Origin of the sequence: Allomuricauda sp. CAU 1633 (genome assembly GCF_017313225.1) — a bacterium.
Taxonomy (GTDB): Bacteria; Bacteroidota; Bacteroidia; order Flavobacteriales; family Flavobacteriaceae; genus Flagellimonas.
In genome coordinates, this window is record NZ_JAFLNE010000001.1 from 123572 (window position 1) to 146013 (window position 22442).

A 22442-nucleotide genomic window follows, 5' to 3' on the forward strand; every position below is an offset into this window, starting at 1 on the left:
TTTACATGATGAAATTTCAACCAACCTCAATGAGGATTCAGGTATTATTCACCTGTGTTCTCTCAATCTTATTTCTCCAAATACAAAATGCCCAAAATACCGTAGCTGTCGATACCAGCTTTTACAGTGGTTTTGAATGGCGAAACATCGGGCCCAATCGAGGGGGGCGATCTTTAGGTTGTGCCGGAAGCCCTTCCAGACCCAACGAATATTATTTTGGGGCCACAGGAGGTGGACTTTGGAAAACTATTGATGGCGGAAACACATGGAAGTGCGTGACCGATGGTCAGATCACAAGTTCCTCAGTAGGTGCCGTGGCCGTAGCCGAAACCAATCCCGATGTGGTCTACATTGGCATGGGTGAGACCCAATTACGGGGAAGTATCACCCAAGGCGATGGAGTTTACAAAACCACCGATGGTGGAAAAACCTGGACTCATTTAGGACTTGAAGAAACTCAGGCCATTTCAAGGGTTCGTGTGGACCCAACCAATGAAAATATCGTATACGTGGCCGCCCTTGGGCATCCGTATGGAGACAACCCGGAACGCGGGGTTTTCAAAAGTACTGATGGTGGAAAAACATGGAAAAAAGTATTGTACGTCAGTCCTAAAGCAGGTGCCGCCGATTTAATCATTGACCGAAATAATCCCAATGTGTTGTATGCCAGCACGTGGCAGGTATACCGAAAAGCATGGAAAATGTGGGGTGGCGGACCGGAATGCAAATTATGGAAATCCACTGATGGCGGTGAAACTTGGACCGACCTTACCCAAAATCCCGGGATGCCAAAAGGGCCTATCGGAAAAATAGGCGTAACCGTATCCCCGGTGGATTCCAACAGGGTTTGGGCCGTAGTGGAAGCCAATGAAGGCGGCGTTTTCCGTTCAGATGATGCTGGAAAAACATGGGAACTCACCAACAACGAGCGTAAACTGAGACAACGGGCCTTTTACTATTCCCGTATTTATGCCGACCCAAAGGATAAGGATATCGTTTATGGACTGAATGTGGATTTCTATAAATCAACCGATGGCGGCAAAACCTTTGATATTGAAATTGAAGTGCCCCATGGCGACAACCACGATTTGTGGATTGACCCAAACAACCCAGACAGAATGGTCAGCTCCAACGATGGGGGTGGAACAGTGAGCATCAATGGAGGAAAAACCTGGACCGAGGAAGACTATCCTACCTCGCAGTTTTATCATGTAATGGCCACAAGCGATGTTCCCTATCATGTGGTGGGTGCACAGCAAGATAATTCCACTTTGGCCATGCCCAGCGAAGGTTGGGATTTTATGCAGGCCAGAGGCCCCAACCACGGTTGGTATTATGCTGTTGGCGGTGGTGAAAGTGGATGGATTACCCAAAGCCCCACCAATCCAGACATCTTCTATGCAGGAAGCCAAGGGGCCTTGCTTACACGATATGACCGGAGCAATGGACAAATCAGGGATATTCAAGTGTACCCGAGATTCTTTTCTGGGGAGCCCGCCAGTGCCCTACCAGAACGTTGGCAATGGACCTTTCCTATCATGTTCGCTCCAAAGGACCCCAGTGTAATGTACACCTGTTCGCAACACGTTTGGAAAACCACCAATGATGGACAGACGTGGGAGAAAATCAGTCCGGACCTTACCTATGCCGACCCCGAAACTTTAGGAAAAACAGGAGGTGTCATCACCAACGACATGAATGGTCCTGAAATCTACGCCACGGTATTTGCTTTGGCTCCATCCAACCACGATATCAATACCATTTGGGCAGGATCGGATGATGGCAAAATCCATATCACCCGTGATGGCGGAAAAAACTGGACGGATATAACCCCAACGGACCTCCCAAAATATTCAAGGGTGAGCATTATTGAGGAATCGGTTCACAACCCGGGCACTTTGTACGTGGCCACCAACCGATATCAGGTGGACGACCGCGAGCCTTATGTTTTTAAAACCCACGATTACGGAAAAACATGGACCAAAATCATCAATGGAATAGCCCCGGGGCATTTTGCCCGTGCCATTCGCGAAGATCATGAGCGGGAAGGATTGTTGTTTCTGGCCACTGAACATGGGGTCTATTTTTCCATCAACGATGGAAACAACTGGCAATCCCTTCAATTGAACTTGCCCGATACACCCATTCGGGATTTGGTCATCAAGGACAATGATGTGGTTTTGGGCTCACACGGCAGAGGGTTCTGGATTTTGGACGACATTCAGCCATTACGTGAATACTCAGAAGATTTAAAAAATCAAAAAAACGTTCTTTTTAAGCCTACGGATGCCATAAGAGGTATTTATAACGCCAACTTCCAATACTATTTGGAGGAACAAGTGGACACGGTTACGTTTTCAATTTTTGATGCCAACAATAATTTGATTGAGTCCTTTGGCGGCAACAAGCCTAAATATGAAGAAAAGGGTGAAGCCTCGTGGTGGGGTGGAGGTGCCAGTACCAAACCTACTACCGCCAAGGGCATCAATACGTTTACTTGGAACTTAAGATATCCTGGTCCAACCACTTTTGATGGTATCATCATATGGGGGGCTTCGGCCGAAATTGGTCCAAAAGCCCCACTTGGTACCTATACCGTGCAAATGAAAGTGGGTCCCGAAGTCATCAAGAGTTATCCGTTTAAAATTGAAATGGACCCGAACTTGAAGGGAATCACTGCAGAAGACCTTCAAAAGCAGTTTGAACTGGCTTCCAAAATCACCGAGAAAGCTACCATGACCAACGAAGCCGTCATCAAAATAAGAAGTATCCGTAAACAAATGGATAGTTTAGGCAAAGGTGTGTCCAGCAGAAAATTTACAAAGGTAGCCGATGGATTTATGGAAACATTGACCGAAATCGAGGAAGACTTCTATCAAACCAAAAACCAATCGGGACAAGACCCCTTGAACTTCCCCATAAAACTGAACAATAGGTTCAACGCTTTGCAACGAAGCATTGAAAACGGCGATGCAAAACCCACGGATGCGGCTTATGAGGTCTATGATGAGCTTACCGCCGAATTAGCTGGCCACATGACCAAACTAAACAACACTTTGGAAAAAGAGCTTCCAAAAATTAATCAAATTTTAAAAGACAACGGAATTTCAATCATTGAGGCCCATTAGGGCCTTGATGGTTTTTAAAGAATCAGACTGATTCTAAATTAGTTAACTTCCATTCATGTACATGGCATAATTTGTAATTTTATGCCTCCAATGCTACGATTGTTTTCCATATCGCTATCCATGCTCATCTTTTTGCAGAGCATCAACATCCATTTCAAAGATTTGGTAGAGTTGGGTGCACTTGTGGAACACTATCAATTTCACCAAGAAACGTACAGTGATAATTTTCTGTCTTTTGTATCCAAGCATTACGGAGAAGAAAAAACGGAGCATAGTCAGAAACATCAGGAAGAACAAGAGGAACACGAAGGTTTGCCCTTTCAGCACCAATCCCATTGTTCCCATCTTGTTGTTTTTATGGTAAGTCCTAAACCTATTTTGGAAACTCGTACCGAAATACCCGCTTCAAAATCGGGTAATTTCCATTATGACATGTCCTATTCCCAAATATGGGAAGATGGTCTGTTCCAGCCGCCCAAACAAGCATAGTTCATAGTCTTTCAGCTTTGCTGAATCCTTCTTTACCAAGCCTTATTCTTATTAATAATGCTATTATTCTCTATGAATCATGTTTTCAAAAGTTATCAATTTTAGTATACGGAACAAGTTCATTGTTCTTCTCTTCACAGCGGCTATAGCCTTGGTTGGGTTATATTCCCTATCACAAATACCCATCGGTGCTGTCCCCGATATCACCAACAACCAAGTACAGGTATTGACCACATCGAACAGCCTGTCCACCCAGGACATGGAAAAGTTTGTCACCTATCCTGTGGAATTGGAGATGGCAAATCTTCCAGGTGTAAAGGAAATCCGTTCGGTGTCCAAGTTTGGACTATCGGTGGTCACCATTGTCTTTGAAGATGATATGGGTACCTATTTGCCCCGACAACTTATTGCCGAAAAAATAAAATCGGCTTCCAGCCGAATACCAGAAGGCTTCGGAAGCCCGGAAATGGGACCCATAACCACGGGGTTAGGTGAAATCTATCAATACGTTTTGGATGTGGAACCTGAGTACAAAGACCAGTACGACGCCACGGAACTCCGAACCATCCAGGATTGGATTGTGAAACGACAACTCTCCGGAATTCCCGGTGTAGTAGAGGTCAACACCTGGGGAGGTCGCCTAAAACAATATGAGGTGGCCATCCAGACCCAAAAACTAAATGCATTCAACATTACCGCCAAAGAAGTTTTCACTGCTTTGGAAAAAAACAACAGTGTAACTGGCGGTGGCTATATCGAAAAGGCAAGCCAAGCTTACTTTATTCGCGGTGAAGGTTTGGTTGGCAGCCTTAAGGACATCGAAAGCATCGTCGTCACCACAAGAAATGGTATCCCTATATATATAAAGGATGTAGCCAAAGTTGGTTTCGGTAGTGCTCCAAGGTTTGGAGCCATCACAGGCAACGGGGAAGGCGAAAAAGTACTCGGTCAAATTATGATGCTAAAAGATGCCGACTCCAAACGCGTTATCGATGCGGTCAAGGAACGAGTTGCTGCCATCTCAAAATCACTGCCTGAGGGGGTGTACATTAATCCCTTTTTGGACCGAAGTGAACTTATAGGACGTACCACTTTTACCGTAACCGAAAATTTGATTTTAGGTTGTTTGATCGTAGTCTTTGTGGTTGTATTGCTTCTGGGCAATTGGCGTTCGGGTCTTGTGGTTGCATCCGTTATTCCATTATGTTTATTGTTTGCCCTCACCCTAATGAATATTTTTGGCGTGGATGCGAACCTGTTGAGTTTGGGTGCCATTGATTTTGGTATCATTATCGATGGAGCGGTAATCATAGTGGAATACATTGCGTTCCAAATCACCCAAAAGAAGTCTGAAATTGCCAATTTGGGGAAAAGTGATGTGCAGTCCATCAAAGATGATATCACCTTAAAGGGTGCTACAAAAATGATGAACTCCGCTGTTTTCGGACAGTTGATCATCTTGATTGTTTTTATCCCAATTCTATCTTTGAGCGGGGTTGAAGGTAAAATGTTCAAACCTATGGCATTGACCTTCAGTTTCGCACTACTGGGAGCCATTTTGCTCTGTTTCACTTATGTCCCCGTAGCGTCTGCCTTGTTTTTAAAACCCTCCAAAGAGTCAGCAAAAAGCATTTCTACTCGATTGGTCAACTGGATCAACAAACAATATGAACCGGTCATTGATTGGGCCATGAAAAGTAAAAAACTGGTGCTCTCCATTGCTGCCGGTTTATTGGTCGGGGCTATTTTATTGTTCTCCTCAATGGGAGGTGAGTTTATACCGACTTTGGACGAGGGGGATTTTGTGATTCAACCGATTCTAAAAACGGGTACTTCTCTCGCCAAAACCGTGGAAACCACCACCAAAATTGAACAAATATTGTTGGACCAATTCCCGGAGGTGAAACAGGTAGTGAGTCGTATTGGTGCTGCGGAAGTACCTACGGACCCCATGTCTATGGAAGAAAGTGACGTTATTATCTCGCTTAAATCCAAAGACGAATGGGTCTCGGCTGAAACCAAAGACCAACTGGCGGATAAGTTCAAGGAAGCTCTAGCAGTGATTCCAGGGATGGAGGTGGAATTTACCCAACCCATTGAAATGCGTTTCAATGAATTGATTACCGGGGTCCGAGCCGATATTGCCATCAAGATTTTTGGGGAGAATTTGGAAATATTGAATCGAAAGGCCAACGAAATTAAGGAGCTTATTCAAAATGTGGAAGGGGCATCCGATATCGTTGTGGAAAAGGTAGAAGGGCTTCCTCAAATGAATGTTTCTTTTGATCGCGCCAAAATTGCACGTCATGGACTCAACATTGCGGACCTCAATGAAATGATTTCCATGGGCTTTGCAGGTAAGGTTGTGGGAAGTGTATTCGAAGGTGAAAGACAATTTGATCTTGCGGTCCGATTGGATTCCGAGAACCGTAAGGATATTTCCAACCTTAGAAACCTCTATGTAGATATTCCCAACGGTGGAAAAATCCCAATGAGCGAACTTGCAGAGATTACGTATCAAAAAGGTGCCGCTAAAATCTCCCGCGACGACACTCAAAGGCGTATCGTAGTGGGTATCAATGTAAGAAACCGAGATCTTCAATCGGTAGTGGATGACATACAACTATTGGTTGATGAAAATATCAACTTGCCTCCTGGGTATATAATTACCTATGGTGGCCAGTTTGAAAATCTTCAAAATGCCAAAGCCAGATTGCTAATTGCCGTACCCATTGCCCTGCTGCTCATCTTTATCATGCTCTACTTCGCATTTGGCTCGGTCAAAGAAGCTTTGCTCATTTTTTCCGCTATTCCACTTTCTGCAGTTGGAGGTGTTCTTCTATTGTGGGTAAGGGATATGCCTTTTAGTATCTCGGCGGGTGTTGGGTTTATCGCCCTTTTTGGCATTGCAGTACTTAATGGAATCGTACTTATTGAGCATTTTAAGGAGCTCAAGGGAAAAGATTTTGATTCCATGGAGGACCTGATCAAACAGGGAACCAAAGACAGGCTCCGTGCCGTATTGTTAACGGCTTCCGCAGCCGCTTTAGGTTTCTTGCCAATGGCCGTGTCCACCAATGCAGGTGCCGAAGTACAACGACCTCTTGCCACCGTTGTAATAGGTGGATTGGTAACAGCAACCCTACTTACTTTGGTGGTATTGCCTGTTTTATATGCCTATACCCACAACATAAAATTCCGTGGCATGCGAAAAAGAAGAAAAGAACGAAGAATGAGAAAAAAGAATGCATTGACCATACTCTTGCTTTTGATGAGTGCTTCGGGATTCTCTCAAACCAAATTGAACCTTGAAGATTTAATGGCCCTTTCTTTGGAAAACAATAAGGGCATCCAAGCAGGTTCGTTACTGGTAGATCAAGCGGAAACCCTTAAGGGCATCGCTTTTGAATTCGACAAAACCGACGTTTACTACCAATATGATGAAAACAACCTGGCATTCAACGGAGAGCCCCTAAAGGTTTTTGGTGCTCACCAACAGTTTGAATTTCCCACCGTGTATGGTGCCAAGAACAGGCTTCAAAAATCAAATTATGAGTTTCAAAAATCATCATTTGAGATTCAAAAGAAGCAACTGTACCAAGCGTTGAGCAATGCATACTATCAATACCAGACCTTGAACCAAAAAGCAAAGCTTTATGGTACACTCGATAGTATTTACAGCAAATTCGCCCATGCCGCCAACAGACGTTTTGAACTTGGGGAGACCAATTATCTGGAAAAGGTGACCGCAACGGCCAAGCAACGCCAGATTGTAAACACCTACTCCAAACTAAAACAACAGATTTTGATCACTTACGGCCAAATCGTGAGTTTAGTGCAAAGTGAAGACTCGTTGGCCCTCATTCATGAAAAACCCGAAAAGCTAACGGTACTGAATGCCCAGGGAATGTTGAATACGGAAACCTCTTTTTTGGACAATAGGCAAGAGTTGAGCAATGCCCAAAAGAGTTTGGAAGAAAACAAATTGCTCCCGGACCTTAACTTAGAATATTTTCAAGGGACCAACAGTGGTCTGGGAACATCGTTGTATGGCATTCGATTGGGTGTTCGTATTCCAGTTTTCTTCTTTGGTCATAGCAGTAAAGTGAAGTCGTCCAAAATACAGACCAAGATTACGGAGATGGAGAACACGGAAATCACCGTTGCCATGAACCAACGGTATAAAACATTATTGGGACAACTGGAGCAGCAGGCCAAAGAACTCTCTTACTACGAGGACGAAGGGGGTCTACTTTCCGATCAAATTTTGAAAGCGGCCTCTGGAAACTTTCAAAATGGGGAAATCGACTTTTTTCAATACATCCAAAGTTTGGAAAACGCCTACGACATCCAACTCAATTATTTGGATGTGCTCAACCAATACAATCAAACCGTAATCGCCATTAATTACTTGACAATAACATTATAAAAATGAAACATATACTTCAATTCGCCACTGTTTTCCTGCTATTGCTAGGCTGTGGCAACAAAAACAATAACGAACCATCATCCGTAGAACAGGAAGAAAAAGGAATCGTGGTAACCCAAGATCAATTCGACACCAATGACCTTATGATCAATGCCATGGAAAGAAGAACTTTCCCAAAAATGGTGGAGACCTCCGGAATGATCGACGTGCCACCAGAAAACCGTGCAAGCGTTACCGCTTTTATGGGTGGCTTTGTAAAACAAACATCTTTGCTTGTTGGTGATCAGGTAAAAAAAGGACAACTTTTAGTGGTTTTGGAAAACCAGGAATTCTTGAAGATGCAGCAAGAATACTTGGAGGTTTTTAATCAGCTGGATTACTTAAAAGCAGAGTTTGAAAGGAACCAGACCCTTTTTGATGAGAAAATCGCTTCACAAAAGAGCTTTCTCCAGGCCAGGAGCAATTACGAAATGGCCAAGGCCCGCTACCAAGGTTTGAGGGAGCAACTGCAAATGCTGAATATTTCGCCCAACAAAGTGGAGCAGGGTACTATTTCATCACAAGCTGCTATTTATGCCCCTATATCGGGGAGTGTCACCAAAATGAATGTGGCCAAGGGGAGCTATGTTTCTCCGGCTACAGAAATTTTGGAAATCTTGGATAATGAACACGTGCATCTGGAACTGACCGTTTTTGAAAAAGACATTTTGAAAGTCAAGAAAGGGCAAAAAATCCAGTTCAAAATTCCGGAAGCTTCCGCCAAAGCATTTGACGGTGAAGTCTATTTGGTAGGAACTTCCATTGACGATGCCAAACGAACCATAAAAGTACACGGACATTTGGAAGATGAGGAAGATGCAAATTTTCTGCCCGGAATGTTCGTGGATGCCATGATCATGACGGATACTACCAAAACTTGGTCTTTACCTGAGGAAGCCGTAATTGAATCCGAAGGCAATTATTATGTGCTCAAGTTGATTGAAGAAAAGGATGGAGGCTACACCTTTGAAAGGGTAGCCGTGAAACAAGGCGGCACCTTTGAGGGTTATACCGAAATCATATCAACCGGATTGAACGAAACCGATCAATTTTTGACCAAAGGGGTTTTTGACTTGATCGGTGGATAGGTTTTTAACCCAAGCCTACATCCAAAGTCATCATAATTATAAATCCACCGATAAAGCCCATCGTGGCAATATCGGTGTATTTGTCTTGTTGCGTTTCTGGGATAACCTCTTCTACAACCACAAATATCATAGCCCCTGCAGCAAATGCAAGTGCATAAGGCAATATAGGCTCAAAGGTCAATACCGCCCAAGCCCCCAATACGCCGGCTATAGGTTCTACAATAGCAGAGGCCTGGCCATACATCCAACTTTTTCTTCGGCTAAGACCATGCCTACGCATCGGTACCGCAACAGCAAACCCTTCTGGAAAGTTTTGCAAGCCAATACCCAAGGCCAATGCAACGGCTCCACCAATGGTAGCACCTTCAAAACCTGAAGCCACACCTCCAAACAGGACTCCAACCGCCAATCCTTCGGGAATATTGTGCAACGTAATGGCCAAGACCAATAGCGTAGTACGGTGCCAGGGGGTCTTCACCCCTTCTGCCTCGTCCATCTTAAAATTAATGTGGACATGGGGCAATATTTTATCCAGCCCAAAAATAAAGGCAGCACCCATTAAAAAGCCAACAGCCGCTGGAATCACCTTAACAAAGCCATCACCGGGACTCATTTCAATACCTGGTGCCAAAAGGCTCCAAAAACTGGCTGCTACCATTACACCTCCGGTAAAGCCCAACATCCCATCCAACCAAGCCCTATTTGGACTCTTGAACAAAAAAACCAGACCTGCTCCGGCTGCGGTCAATCCCCAAGTGAACAATGTGGCATATAAGGCTGCCAAAATGGGATCTATCTCCTGAAAATAGTGTATAACTTGTTCCATCAGTCGTTCTTTTTTACATAAAGGTTAGATGCTATTTGATGTGATATCCGTAGTTCCTTTCCATTCATTAAAATATGTAGGGAATGGTCAAAATCTTCCTTGTCCACCACTTTTATGCTGTTGCCCAAAGCAATATTGTTCTTGTCCAAAAACTTAAGAAAAGGTACCGATGAATCTTTTACCCCAACACATACACCTTGTGAATTGATAGGCATTTCACTGAGCAATTTTTTATCACGCTCCTGAAACTTTCCATCCTTGGTGGGAATGGGGTCACCATGAGGGTCGTATTTGGGAAAATCGAGGAGCTCATCAATCTTGTCAATCAGTTTTTCACTTTTAATGTGTTCCAACTGCTCCGCCACCTCGTGCACCTCATCCCAAGTAAAATCTAATTTTTGTACTAAGAAAACCTCCCACAAACGATGCTTTCTAATAATGGACAAAGCTGTTTTTACCCCGGCATCGGTCAACGAAACTCCTTGGTACCTCACGTAATCAACCAAGCCTTTTTCAGATAATTTCTTGGCCATATCAGTTACCGAAGATGGCTTTGTCTCCATCTGTTCCGCAATGGCATTGGTGGTAATGGAGTTGGAGTCGCCACCTCCCAAATGAAAAATGGTCTTTAAATAATTCTCCTCTGATCGGGTCATCAAAAAATATTTTTTCAAAAATACATTTTTATTTGACAAAATCTATTTTTAGATTTGTCTAAATTTAATTTTTTGTTGATTGAAATCAATTTATAGACATATCATAATTTTTACGGTGGCTCTTTTAAGTGGTTGGTGTTTTGGCCAAACAGCATCATTGAACGGAAAGGTTACCGACAACGGAGAACCCTTACCCTTGGCTAATGTGCTGCTCAAAACAACCGAAATTGGAGCTGCCACCAATATTGATGGCTTATTTGAGTTGACCGATATCCAACCTGGTGATTATACCCTGTTGGTGACCTCTTTGGGATATCTTCCCTATCAGACAAAAATCAGTTTGGGTGAAAGTGAAGTCAAAACTATAAACATTCAGTTGGAGCCTTCGGCCCAAAGTTTGGACGAAACGGTGGTGACGGGCACCTTAAAACCTGTTAGTCGATTGGAAAGTCCCGTGCCTGTAGAGGTCTACTCCCCCACTTTTTTGAAAAAAAATCCCACTGCCAGCGTTTTTGATGCACTTCAAAATGTAAACGGGGTTCGTCCGCAAATCAATTGTAATGTGTGCAATACTGGTGATATCCATATCAACGGATTGGAGGGACCATATACCCTCGTTCTTATAGATGGTATGCCCATTGTGAGCGGTTTGGGAACGGTATACGGCCTCACGGGCATTCCCAATTCATTGATTGAGCAGATTGAAATCGTAAAAGGTCCCGCTTCTTCACTTTACGGTAGTGAAGCGGTGGGTGGTCTCATCAACATCATTACCAAAAATGCATTGAGCGCTCCCGAATTTTTTGCCGATGGCTTTGCCACGGGTTGGGGTGAGTACAATTTGGATGTGGGCAGTAAAATATCAGTTGGAGATAAAACTGATTTGCTTTTGGGCGTGAATTATTTCAATTACGATACCCCTGTGGACAACAATGGCGATAATTTTACCGATCTCACCCTCCAAGACCGTATTTCAATTTTTCAAAAGTGGGATTTTGAGCGGAATAACAATCGCCTTTTCTCTCTCGCTGGCCGGTTTTTCTATGAGGATCGCTGGGGTGGTGAAATGCAATGGACTCCCGAATATCGAGGTGGGGATGAAATCTATGGAGAAAGTATTTATACCCGAAGATGGGAAGTGCTCGGAAAATACCAGCTACCATTGGAAGAAAAGTTCCTCCTTTCATTCTCCTATAACGACCATAACCAAAACTCTGTATATGGCGATACGGAGTATCTAGCTGACCAACGTATCGGCTTTGCACAATTGACGTGGGACAAAACCGCAGGCAATCACGACTTATTGTTCGGAAGTGCCATCCGCTACAACTATTATGATGACAACACCCCTGCCACTATCGAAGCTGACAATATTTGGATTCCGAGCTTATTTGCTCAGGACGAGTATTCGTTTGCGCCCAAGCATTCCTTTTTGGGGGGTCTGCGCTATGATTATGACCAACGGCACGGTAATATTTTTACGCCAAGAGCAGCTTACAAATGGAAAATTTCCGATAATGATATCTTTCGGGTAAATGCTGGAACCGGATTCCGAGTGGTCAATCTATTTACTGAAGAACATGCAGCGCTGACAGGTTCACGTGATGTTGTAATTGCTGAAGAACTAAAACCCGAACGCTCCGTAAACGTCAACCTTAATTATTTAAAGAAAATCTACAGCGACAATGGCACCTTTATTGGAATCGATGCATCTGCATTCTATACACGATTCTCAAATGTAATCTTGCCCGATTATGAGACAAACACCAACCAAATCATTTATGATAATTTGGATGGAAAGTCAGTTTCACAGGGTGTCAGCGCCAATTTGGATATCGCTTTTCCCAGCGGATTCAAGATTATGGCTGGTGCTACTTGGCAAGATGTGAGCAGCACTGAAAATGGAGTCAGCCAGCAGCAAATCCTTACCGAAAGCATTACCGCTACGTGGGGGCTCACCTATAGCTTTCGCCCGCTCAATTTAACCATCGATTACACGGGGAACTTGTATGGCCCAATGCGCTTGCCGCTATTGGGAGAACTGGACCCAAGACGGGAATATTCGCCTACATGGAGTATTCAAAATATTCAATTTACGTACAAAGGGCTAAGCAATTTTGAAATCTATGGCGGGATTAAAAACCTCTTGGATTGGACTCCAAACCGAGGTAACCCCTTTATCATTGCCCGTGCCAATGACCCGTTTGATAGGGAAGTTACTTTCGACAACAATGGCAATGCCGTTGCCACGCCCAATAATCCCTACGCCCTTACGTTTGACCCTGCCTATGTGTATGGTCCCAACCAAGGTATTCGTGGTTTTTTTGGATTGCGGTATACGGTTTTTTAAGAACCAATAGGTTGGCTACCTTAAAATGAACTTTATCGTATCCTCTGAATTTGATAATTTAGAGGCGACCAAACCTTTCTTGAAAATGCTCTTTCCGAAACAATCCCATTTGATGTTGGCTTTACTTGTTCTCACGGTAATTGCCTTTGGCTGTAAAAGAAATGAAGACCCTATACTTTCCCGGATTTTCTCAGAAAGTATCATCGAATCCAACATTGTATATTATAAATCAGATTCTCTTGAACTGAAACTGGATGTATGGCGTCCTATAAAAAGACTAGGAGAGCCTCCATGGTTGGGAAATAAGGGTAAAACCACCCCTGTAATCCTTAATATTCATGGGGGTAAATGGATTTATGGGGACAAAGTCGACGACACTTTTGATATGATGCATTACATGGACCGGGGTTGGGCTGTGGTCAACATAAATTATCGGTATTCCAACGTAGCTCCGCTACCCATGCCTATTTTAGACTGTAGGAGAGCCCTGAATTGGATTTACCAAAATGCTGATAAATATGGATTCAACACGGATAAGATTATTGTCTCGGGAGCATCTTCAGGGGGACACTACGCCTTAATGACCGGACTAATGAATGCGAAAGATGATAGTGAGGTTCTGAATGTGTCTTTCCCATATGACCTTAAAGTCATGGCCATTATCAATTGGTATGGCATGTACGATATGGGCAGAGTCGATAAATGGGATGGAACCGTCTTGGATTGGGAGAATGAAGATTTTTTGCACACCTTAATCGGTAGTCCAAATAACGCCCAACACATTTTAAATATAACATCGCCTAAGAATTTCATTGATGAGAGCGACCCACCCATTATTTCCATTCATGGAACAAGTGATCCGATTGTGCCGTATAGCCAATCTGAAAATCTGCACAAGCATTTGGGAAAAATGGGAATCAAAAATGAACTGGTCCCAATTCAAGACGGTAAGCACCATGATTTCTCCCCAACAGAATTGAGTATGGCCTACCAGAAAATATTTGAATTTCTTGATTCCATCGAAAAATAGAATTTACGAGGTGTGAAATCACTCCATATCAATTTAAATATGCCAAAAAAAGCCTATTTTTAGGTATTAGGGCGCACACCCTTAATTTGCACATAATGAAACTAAACCCAGAACAAAAGAAAGAAGCCCATGATATGATGGAGCTTTGGGAAGACGATTTGTTGGAACGTTACCCCGAAAAACCCAATAAATCCAAAGAAGAATTCCGAAACTACGACGACCCCGCCCGGGACACCGTAAAGGAATTCTATCGAATGAACCATACCTACCAGACCTATGATTTTGTGATGGAAAAGGAAAAAGAATTCCTCTCCCTCAATCGTAAAGAAATGGGACTGTGGGATGCGGTTGAATACTTGAATACCTTAGTGGACGATTCCGACCCCGACATTGATTTGGACCAAACCCAGCATCTTTTACAGACTTCAGAGGCCATTCGCGCTGATGGGCAACCCGATTGGTTTGTGTTGACTGGCTTTTTGCACGATTTGGGAAAAGTTCTATGCTTATTCGGTGAGCCGCAATGGGCCGTGGTGGGCGATACCTTCCCGGTGGGCTGCCAGTTTTCGGACAAAATTGTGTATCCAGAATTCTTTACCGCCAATCCCGATATCAACAACGAACAATACAATACCAAGTTGGGGGTATACCAAGAAAACTGTGGTTTGCGCAATGTGCACTTGTCTTGGGGGCATGATGAATACCTCTACCATGTAATGAAGGACTATCTACCCGAAGAAGGGCTTTACATGATTCGGTACCACAGTTTTTATGCCCAACATCGAGAACGTGCTTATGATCATTTAATGGACAAACACGACCATGAAATGTTCAAGTGGGTGGATAAATTCAATCCGTATGACCTGTACACCAAGGCACCCGTAAAACCCAACGTGAAGGAACTTCGACCCTATTATGAGGATTTGGCCGCTAAATATCTGCCCGATACGATTCGGTTTTAGCAGATGGTACAATTCATTAGTTTTTTTGTTTTTACGGCCTTCGTGGCTGCCTATTCCAGCTGGAAACTAAGAAAAGACAAGCTTTCCACTCAAGATGGTTATTTTTTGGGCGGAAGAAGTTTGACCGGTGTGGTCATTGCAGGTTCATTGCTTTTGACCAATATCTCCACCGAACATTTGGTGGGCATGAATGGTGATGCCTATAAGCATGGTGCCATTATCATTGCTTGGGAGGTTACCTCGGCCTTGGCTTTGGTAGCCGCTGCCTTATACTTTGCCCCTCGTTATCTAAAAATGGGACTCACCACCATTCCCGAATTTTTGGAGAAACGTTTTGATGGCCTCACCCGAACCATCATTGCATTTTTGTTGATTATTTCCTTTGTTTCTACTCTTTTGCCCATTGTTCTGTATTCGGGAGCGATCAGCATTGAACAGATTTTTGATATTTCAGGGCTGTTGGGCATCACCCAAAATGAAGGGCTTTGGTTAACCGTGGTGACCGTGGGCTGCATTGGAGCGGTCTATGCCATTTTCGGTGGGTTAAAAATGGTCGCGTATACAGATACCATTAATGGTTTTGGTTTGTTGGTCGCAGGCATCTCCATTCCTGTTTTGGCACTTTGGAGCATTGGGGATGGGCACATTTTTGAAGGATTGCGAATGGTTTTTGAAAAAGCTCCCGAAAAATTCAACGTCATCAGTGATGAAGTTTCTGTAGGTTCTGGCTCGCGGGATGCCATAATGCCCTTTGGAGTCTTGTTCACCGGATTGATTATAAACCAGCTCTACTTTTGGACCATGCACCAATCCATTATTCAACGAGCATTGGGAGCCGTTAACTTAAAAGAGGCCCAAAAAGGATTGCTCTACACAGGACTGTTGAAAATCTTGGTTCCCCTCATCATTGTACTCCCCGGCATTATCGCTTATTATTATTTTAACGATACATTTTATGACCAAAAAGAACTTGTTTATCCCAGCTTGGTTAAAAAAGTACTCCCCTTCTGGATGACAGGCTTTTTTGTGGCCGTTTTGATGGGTGCCATTTTGAGTACCTTTAATAGTGCCTTGAACAGTGCCGCCACCATCTTTAGTTTGGGCATCTACAAAAGATATGTCAACAAAAACGCCAGCGAAAAACGATTGGTGCAAATGGGAAAGACAACATCAGCATTATTGGCCCTATTTGCGATTGGGATTGCCCCATTTATTGCCCATGCCCCAAGAGGACTATATCAATTATTACAACAACTCAACGGCATCTTTTTTATTCCTATGGCCACAGTGATTCTCGCTGGATTTTTTCTCCCGAAGGTATCCGCCAAAGGAGCCAAAGTGGGATTGTTATTTGGATTGGTATTCTACATTGTCACCAATTTTATCCTGCAGGTTAATTTGCACTACGTGCATCTGTGGGGGATTGAGTTTGTCTTGAACATAGGGGTGATGCTACTGGTATCTCGTTGGTCTCCAAGAGTCAATAATTTTAGTATCACAGATGTTGGTGCCGTAGATGTGACCCAATGGAAATATGCAAAAGGGTTCAGTCTATTTTTAGTTTTGACCACATTGGCCGTCTACATTTTATTGGGCAACGTAGGATAAGCGTTTCATTTTCTATTTAGTTTTGAAGCTTTCGCTCGTCTAAATTCAAAAAAAATGATTTTACGAATTTTTACCGCCACAATTCCCAATGCGCTTCATAAGGAGTTTGAAGCCAAGTTCAAGGAAATTTCAGTACCTGTAGTAAAAAACTATAAAGGTTTTGTCTCTTTGGAAATAGCCGGACCCTCACAATGGAACCCTGAAGAGTTTGTAATGGTTTCAAGATGGGAAAACGAGGAATCACTAATTGCCTTTGCCGGAGTGGAATGGAATCAGGCGCACATTCCCCAGGGAATGGAAAAATACATCACATCCTGCTCTGTTTCACATTATAACCATATTGATTTGCCCAAAACCTAATGCCTTCAGCTTTCCTTTGTCTATTTTTGGGGCATGTCTAAGTACGATTACATTATTGTGGGTGCCGGAGCCGCTGGTCTTTTATTAGCCGATGCCTTGGGCAAGGATGAATTCTTTGCCTCCAAATCCATTTTGGTGCTGGACAAGAATGACAAAGTCAAAAACGACCGAACTTGGTGTTTTTGGGAAAAAGGCAAAGGGATTTTTGACCCTTTGATCCATAAAACTTGGGATAAAATTTACGTGGCCGGACAAAAATTGGACAAATCCACTTCCATTGAACCCTACACCTACAAAATGCTTAAGGGGATTGACTTTTACAATCACTATTTACCAAAGGTAAAAGCATATAAAAACATCACTTGGGTTCAAGAAGAGGTTACCCATATTGAAGAAAGGAAAAATGAGGTCTTGGTAAGTTCTGCATCCCAAAAATTTACAGGACAAGCGGTATTTTCAAGCTTATTTGAGCCTTCCATCCCTTTAAAACAGAAGAAATTTCCCATTTTGCAACAGCATTTTTTGGGATGGTTTATAAAAACGGAGCAGCCCGTATTTAATCCAAATCAGGCCACTTTTATGGACTTTTCTGTTCCGCAACAAGGCAACACCCGATTTATGTATGTACTTCCTTTTTCCGAAACGGAAGCGTTAGTGGAATACACCCTGTTTTCGGAAGAACTTTTGGAAAAAACAGAATATGAGAAGGCCATCAAAGCATATATCAAAGAAAAATACAACAACACTCCCTACTCCATTTTGGAGACTGAATTTGGCAGCATTCCCATGACCTGTTACCCCTTTCACCATCACAATACAGATTCCATTTTCCACATCGGTATTGCGGGTGGATGGGCCAAACCGAGTACAGGCTATACATTTTACAATACCAGTCGGCAAGTGCCCAAACTGGTGGAATATTTAAAAGTGGGGAAACCATTGTCCAAGTTCCATCAAAAAAGTAGGTTTCAATTCTACGATATGCTTTTGTTGGATATTTTACACAAACACAACCACTTGGGAAGCTCTATTTTCGAATCGCTCTTCAAAAAAAGAAAAGCTTCCCTTATTTTAAAATTCCTTGAAAACAAAACCAGTTTATGGGAAGAGGTCAAAATTGTAATGGCTCCCAAACCCATGCCATTTATCAAAGCACTTTTAAGGCGGATTTTTTAAACGGTTCGCTCCATCAAATTTTTGGCAAATTGTTCGAGCAGCGCTTTGCTTTTTTCGGGAAGTTCTATTTCCGCTAAAGCGTCAAATGCTTTTTGAGTGAAGTCTTGGATAGCTTTTTTGGTTTCTTCCACTGCGCCACTTTCTTTAAAAATGGTTTTTACCGCTTCTACCTTGTCGGCGGAATCTTTAGGCTTAATAGAATACAGGTGCAACAATCCATCTTGATTGTCTTTGGAGGCTTTTTCCAATGACTTTAAGTACAAATAGGTCTTTTTGTTCACCATAATATCACCCCCTACCTGCTTTCCAAAGGTTTTGGGATCGCCAAAAGCATCCAGATAATCATCCTGCAATTGGAAGGCAATACCCAAATTTCGGCCAAACTCATATATGGCTTCGGCATCCTTTTTAGGTGCATTGGCCACTAAGGCTCCCATCTTCATAGCTGCTGCCACCAAAACCGAGGTCTTGTACTCGATCATTTTTAAATACTCGGGAATGGTAACGTCATCACGGGTTTCAAAATCCACATCGTACTGTTGTCCTTCACAGACCTCAAGTGCTGTTTTGCTGAACAGTTTTGTGAGCTCTTTATATGTTTCTGCAGGGTAGCTTTCTAAAAATTGATAGGACAAAATCAACATGGCATCGCCAGACAGGATTCCCGTGTTTACATCCCATTTTTCATGCACTGTTGTTTTTCCCCTTCGCAGAGGGGCATCGTCCATAATATCATCGTGTACCAGAGAAAAATTGTGAAACATTTCCACAGCCAATGCAGTATCCAGGGCATTCTTTGGGTCTTCTCCAAACAGTTCGGCCGTCATCAAGGTAAGTATAGGGCGCATTCGCTTTCCACCCAGTCCTAATATATATTGAATGGGCTCGTAGAGATGTTTGGGCTCGGCAAACTTGATTTTCTCCTCAAGATATGAAACAAATGAGCTCCGGTACTGATCAATGATATCGATATCTGCCATAGCGCCAAAAATACATTCAAAAAACCAAAAAATATCAAAATGATATAATTCCCTGGAAAACAAAAGCATCCAACCCAATAAAAGCCCATCTTGAAAAAAAATTGCTCTAAAAATGCAATAGATTTGAAAAGCTTCGTCTTTACAGATGAAGCAAGTAACCAGTCTTTTTTGAATGGCCGTCAAAACAGAGAATAGAACTAACCTGACCACATTTTTCAATGAAGAATATTATTCATTGAGGGCGTATGTGCAGTCCAGGATCCGTGACACTTCGGAACGTGATGCTGAGGACATTGTACAGGATGTGGCGTTGCGGGTGTTCTCTAAGGCCGATGACATTTTACCCATCAACAATATTGGAGGGTTTGTGTATAGTGCCATTAGAAATAGGATCATTGATATTATGCGCGGAAGAAAGGAACGCAAATACCCCAGCGAGGACATTGACCGTCAATGGCAAGATTTTGCAGAGGTATTTTACGGTGATGCGGACAATTCTTATTCCCCTGAACTGGAGAAAGCTTTGAAAGATGCTGTAACAGAATTGAAACCTGTTTATAGGGACATTATCATCGCTATTGATTTTGAGGGATACACCTATAAAGAAATAGCCGCAAGAACGGGTATTCCAACGGGCACTTTAATGTCCCGAAGGCACCGTGCCATGTCAGTATTATTACAAAATCTAGAAAAAATAAAAGAATTAAAAAGTATGTAGTTATGGAACATTCAAAAGACTTTGAGAAAAAAATGGAGCGAAAAGTGGAGCACTATGTAAAAAAAGTGGTCAAGGTAATTGCCATGATCATTTTAGGGGCTATTCTGTTTTTACTGGCCAATTACCTACTAATGTGGCTATGGAACTGGCTTATGCCCGACCTATTTGGCCTCACGACCATAACCTACTGGCAAGCCCTGGGCATCTTTGTCATAGCCAAGCTTTTGTTTGGCTTTGGTGGCGGTGGTGGAAAAAATAAGGGCCAATCCAGTCACAAAAAGAAGTTTAAAGCGACACATCGATGTAGCACCATGCGAAGAGACTTTGATGAATGGAAACATTACGAGCAATTTTGGAAAGAAGAAGGTGCCGAGGCTTATAAGAATTACGTGCAACGAATCAAAAACGACAATCATGATACCGAGTAAAAAGAACATTATTCAAGAACGCTACAAGCGTCAGTACAAATCCTTTTTTTGGAGTTTACGATCTAAAACTACGATCCAGTCCAAAAAAGATTTCCATTATCGTCATTTCATTGTTGGTTGGCCCCATTAAAAATACAGGTTTACGCCTCCGTTAAAAAATTGTAAAACCTTGGAAACTTTTTTTGTTTTTAAAGTTTCCTGAATTACTTTTGCCGCTCATTATGAGGGAGAAGATTATACAAAAAGCAACGGAACTGTTCTTAAACCTAGGTTTTAAGAGTGTTACCATGGACGATTTGGCCAATGAGATGGGGATTTCCAAGAAAACAATTTATTCCCATTTTCAGAACAAGACAGAATTGGTGGAAGAAAGTACTTCCAATCTGTTCTGTGTGATTTCTGAAGGTATAAATGAAATCATTGCACAAAAAAAGAACCCTATTGAGGAACTCTATGAGATCAAGAAATTTGTGATGGTACATTTAAAAGATGAAAAATCATCGCCCCAATACCAATTGCAAAAGTATTATCCCAAACTGAGCCGCACTTTAAAACAACGGCAATATGAAGTAATGTTGGGATGTGTCATGGACAACGTAAACCGCGGTATGGAAATGGAGATTTATCGGGACAACCTTAATGTGGAATTTATATCCAGAATCTATTTTTCCGGTGCGACCTGTATCAAGGACAATGAGCTTTTCCCCATGCAAATGTTCTCCATGCCTCAGCTTATGGATTACTATCTAGAATACCACCTTCGGGGCATTGTAACTCCAAAGGGAAGAAAAATACTAAACTCAATCATCAATTCAAATCAAGAATAAATGCGAACAACCTTAATCAGTCTATTAGTATTATTACCGTGGTTCTCATCAGCACAGGACACCATCACCAGTTTCAGTCTTGATGAAGCCATTCAGTATGCTTTGGAGCATAATTATAGCTCCATAAATGCTTCCAGGGATTTAGTAGATGCCCAAAAACAGAAATGGGAAACCATTGCCACCGGGCTTCCTCAAATTTCTGGAGCAGTCAGTTATCAAAATCAATTAAAACAGCCTGTATCGCAGATTCCGGCAGAATTTTTTGGTGGCGAACCGGGAACCTATCAAGAAGTGGTCTTTGGGCAGGCACAATCCATGTCAGCTTCCGCTACCTTGACCCAACAAATTTTTGACGGATCATACATTGTAGGCGTCCAAGCCACTAAAACTTTCTTGGACTACAGTCAAAATAGCAAGGAAAAAACAGACCTCGATGTTAGAAAATCCGTGGTTGAAGCCTACGGAAATGTGCTCTTGGCCAAGGAAAGTGTTCTAATCTCGGAAAGAAATAAAGAAACTTTGGAGAAGAACCTTTTTGAGACCAAACGTATTTATGAAAACGGGTTGGGAGATGAAGAAAGCGTAGATCAGTTGCAGATTACCCTATCCACGGTGGACAATTATCTTAAAAATGCCCGTAGGATGGAAGAGATAACCCTGCAAATGTTGAATTTGGTTTTAGGCCTCCCCATTGAAGCAGAAACCGTATTGACCGAAAATTTGGATGATCTAACCCAAAAGAAGATTGACTTGGGCTTACTGGACGAAGAATTAAATATTGAGAACAATGTGGATTATAAAATGGCTCTGAACCTCAACGAACAGCGATTTCTTGAATTAAAACTCGCCAAAAGTCGGGCTTTGCCTACTCTCAATGCATTTGTCAATTATGGGGGAAACTCCTTTAGTGACAGTTTTAATTTCTTGAGTAGTGGACAACAATGGTTTGGTTCCTCCATTTTAGGAGTTGATCTTAACATTCCTATTTTCAGTTCATTGGGAAGAAGTGCCAGTACCCAACGGGCCAAAATTGCCCTAGAAAAGGCCAAGACCCAATTGACCGAGGCTCAAGAACAGATTCGTCTTCAGTTGGAACGTGCCAAGAGCGATTATATCCTCGCCATTGAAGATTATGGCACATCCAAAGACAATTTGGAACTGGCAGAGCGGATAGAGCGAAAAAATGAAATTAAATATACCGAAGGTTTGGCCACCAGTTTTGAACTAAGGCAAGCCCAGACCCAATTATATACTACTCAACAAGAATATTTGCAATCCATGGTCGATGTCATCAACAGAAAGACCGAATTGGAAACTATTTTAAATCAGTAATAGATAAAGTTGAAGT

The 22442-nt window shown here is 42.6% G+C and carries 17 protein-coding genes; 14 read left to right on the forward strand and 3 right to left on the reverse strand.

Going from position 1 to position 22442, the window contains the following annotated elements; all coding sequences use genetic code 11:
* Positions 1-29 precede the first annotated feature (29 nt).
* The 4 genes from J0X14_RS00545 (at position 30) to J0X14_RS00560 (ending at position 9173) form a co-directional block, all read left to right on the forward strand.
* Positions 30-3128 carry a VPS10 domain-containing protein gene (locus J0X14_RS00545; protein WP_242527876.1) on the forward strand — a complete coding sequence of 1033 codons (3099 nt, stop codon included), beginning with the start codon at positions 30-32 and terminating at the stop codon, positions 3126-3128.
* Between the two features lie 81 nt (positions 3129-3209).
* Complete coding sequence (locus tag J0X14_RS00550; RefSeq protein WP_207095818.1) at positions 3210-3617, forward strand: hypothetical protein; 408 nt, start codon at positions 3210-3212, stop codon at positions 3615-3617.
* A gap of 79 nt (positions 3618-3696) precedes the next feature.
* Positions 3697-8046: a CusA/CzcA family heavy metal efflux RND transporter gene (locus J0X14_RS00555; protein ID WP_207095819.1), complete on the forward strand. Its 4350-nt coding sequence runs from the start codon at positions 3697-3699 to the stop codon at positions 8044-8046.
* Positions 8047-8048: 2 nt separating this feature from the next.
* Entirely contained in the window at positions 8049-9173 is a 1125-nt protein-coding gene (locus J0X14_RS00560) for an efflux RND transporter periplasmic adaptor subunit (protein ID WP_207095820.1), read from the forward strand.
* A gap of 4 nt (positions 9174-9177) precedes the next feature.
* Here J0X14_RS00560 and J0X14_RS00565 read toward each other — a convergent pair whose 3' ends face one another.
* Together J0X14_RS00565 and J0X14_RS00570 are read right to left on the reverse strand one after the other, a co-directional pair.
* Positions 9178-9999: a ZIP family metal transporter gene (locus J0X14_RS00565; RefSeq protein ID WP_207095821.1), complete on the reverse strand. Its 822-nt coding sequence runs from the start codon at positions 9997-9999 to the stop codon at positions 9178-9180.
* Positions 9999-10655 carry a metal-dependent transcriptional regulator gene (locus J0X14_RS00570; protein WP_207095822.1) on the reverse strand — a complete coding sequence of 219 codons (657 nt, stop codon included), beginning with the start codon at positions 10653-10655 and terminating at the stop codon, positions 9999-10001. The genes J0X14_RS00565 and J0X14_RS00570 overlap by 1 nt, the downstream gene beginning before the upstream one ends.
* A gap of 79 nt (positions 10656-10734) precedes the next feature.
* Between J0X14_RS00570 and J0X14_RS00575 the strand changes: the two genes are divergently transcribed.
* The 6 genes from J0X14_RS00575 (at position 10735) to J0X14_RS00600 (ending at position 18141) form a co-directional block, all read left to right on the forward strand.
* Positions 10735-13005 carry a TonB-dependent receptor gene (locus J0X14_RS00575; RefSeq protein ID WP_207095823.1) on the forward strand — a complete coding sequence of 757 codons (2271 nt, stop codon included), beginning with the start codon at positions 10735-10737 and terminating at the stop codon, positions 13003-13005.
* An 85-nt stretch (positions 13006-13090) separates the two neighbouring features.
* Entirely contained in the window at positions 13091-14035 is a 945-nt protein-coding gene (locus tag J0X14_RS00580; protein ID WP_207095824.1) for an alpha/beta hydrolase, read from the forward strand.
* Between the two features lie 95 nt (positions 14036-14130).
* The gene (locus J0X14_RS00585) at positions 14131-14997 is read left to right on the forward strand and encodes an inositol oxygenase family protein (protein WP_207095825.1); all 867 of its coding nucleotides are present in this window, start codon (positions 14131-14133) and stop codon (positions 14995-14997) included.
* A gap of 3 nt (positions 14998-15000) precedes the next feature.
* Positions 15001-16605 carry a solute:sodium symporter family transporter gene (locus J0X14_RS00590; RefSeq protein WP_207095826.1) on the forward strand — a complete coding sequence of 535 codons (1605 nt, stop codon included), beginning with the start codon at positions 15001-15003 and terminating at the stop codon, positions 16603-16605.
* A 54-nt stretch (positions 16606-16659) separates the two neighbouring features.
* The gene (locus tag J0X14_RS00595) at positions 16660-16965 is read left to right on the forward strand and encodes an antibiotic biosynthesis monooxygenase family protein (protein WP_207095827.1); all 306 of its coding nucleotides are present in this window, start codon (positions 16660-16662) and stop codon (positions 16963-16965) included.
* A 33-nt stretch (positions 16966-16998) separates the two neighbouring features.
* Positions 16999-18141 (forward strand): lycopene cyclase family protein, encoded by a 1143-nt coding sequence (locus J0X14_RS00600; protein WP_207095828.1) that lies wholly within the window; start codon positions 16999-17001, stop codon positions 18139-18141.
* On the opposite strand, the gene J0X14_RS00605 is transcribed toward J0X14_RS00600, so the two are convergent.
* On the reverse strand, positions 18138-19121 hold the full coding sequence (locus J0X14_RS00605; RefSeq protein WP_207095829.1) for a polyprenyl synthetase family protein: 984 nt from the start codon (positions 19119-19121) through the stop codon (positions 18138-18140). The genes J0X14_RS00600 and J0X14_RS00605 overlap by 4 nt on opposite strands.
* A 172-nt stretch (positions 19122-19293) precedes the next feature.
* Between J0X14_RS00605 and J0X14_RS00610 the strand changes: the two genes are divergently transcribed.
* The 4 genes from J0X14_RS00610 (at position 19294) to J0X14_RS00625 (ending at position 22426) form a co-directional block, all read left to right on the forward strand.
* Complete coding sequence (locus tag J0X14_RS00610) at positions 19294-19839, forward strand: RNA polymerase sigma factor (protein ID WP_207095830.1); 546 nt, start codon at positions 19294-19296, stop codon at positions 19837-19839.
* A gap of 2 nt (positions 19840-19841) precedes the next feature.
* Positions 19842-20267: a hypothetical protein gene (locus J0X14_RS00615; RefSeq protein WP_207095831.1), complete on the forward strand. Its 426-nt coding sequence runs from the start codon at positions 19842-19844 to the stop codon at positions 20265-20267.
* A gap of 221 nt (positions 20268-20488) precedes the next feature.
* Positions 20489-21094 (forward strand): TetR/AcrR family transcriptional regulator, encoded by a 606-nt coding sequence (locus J0X14_RS00620; protein ID WP_207095832.1) that lies wholly within the window; start codon positions 20489-20491, stop codon positions 21092-21094.
* On the forward strand, positions 21095-22426 hold the full coding sequence (locus J0X14_RS00625; RefSeq protein WP_207095833.1) for a TolC family protein: 1332 nt from the start codon (positions 21095-21097) through the stop codon (positions 22424-22426).
* Positions 22427-22442 lie beyond the last annotated feature (16 nt).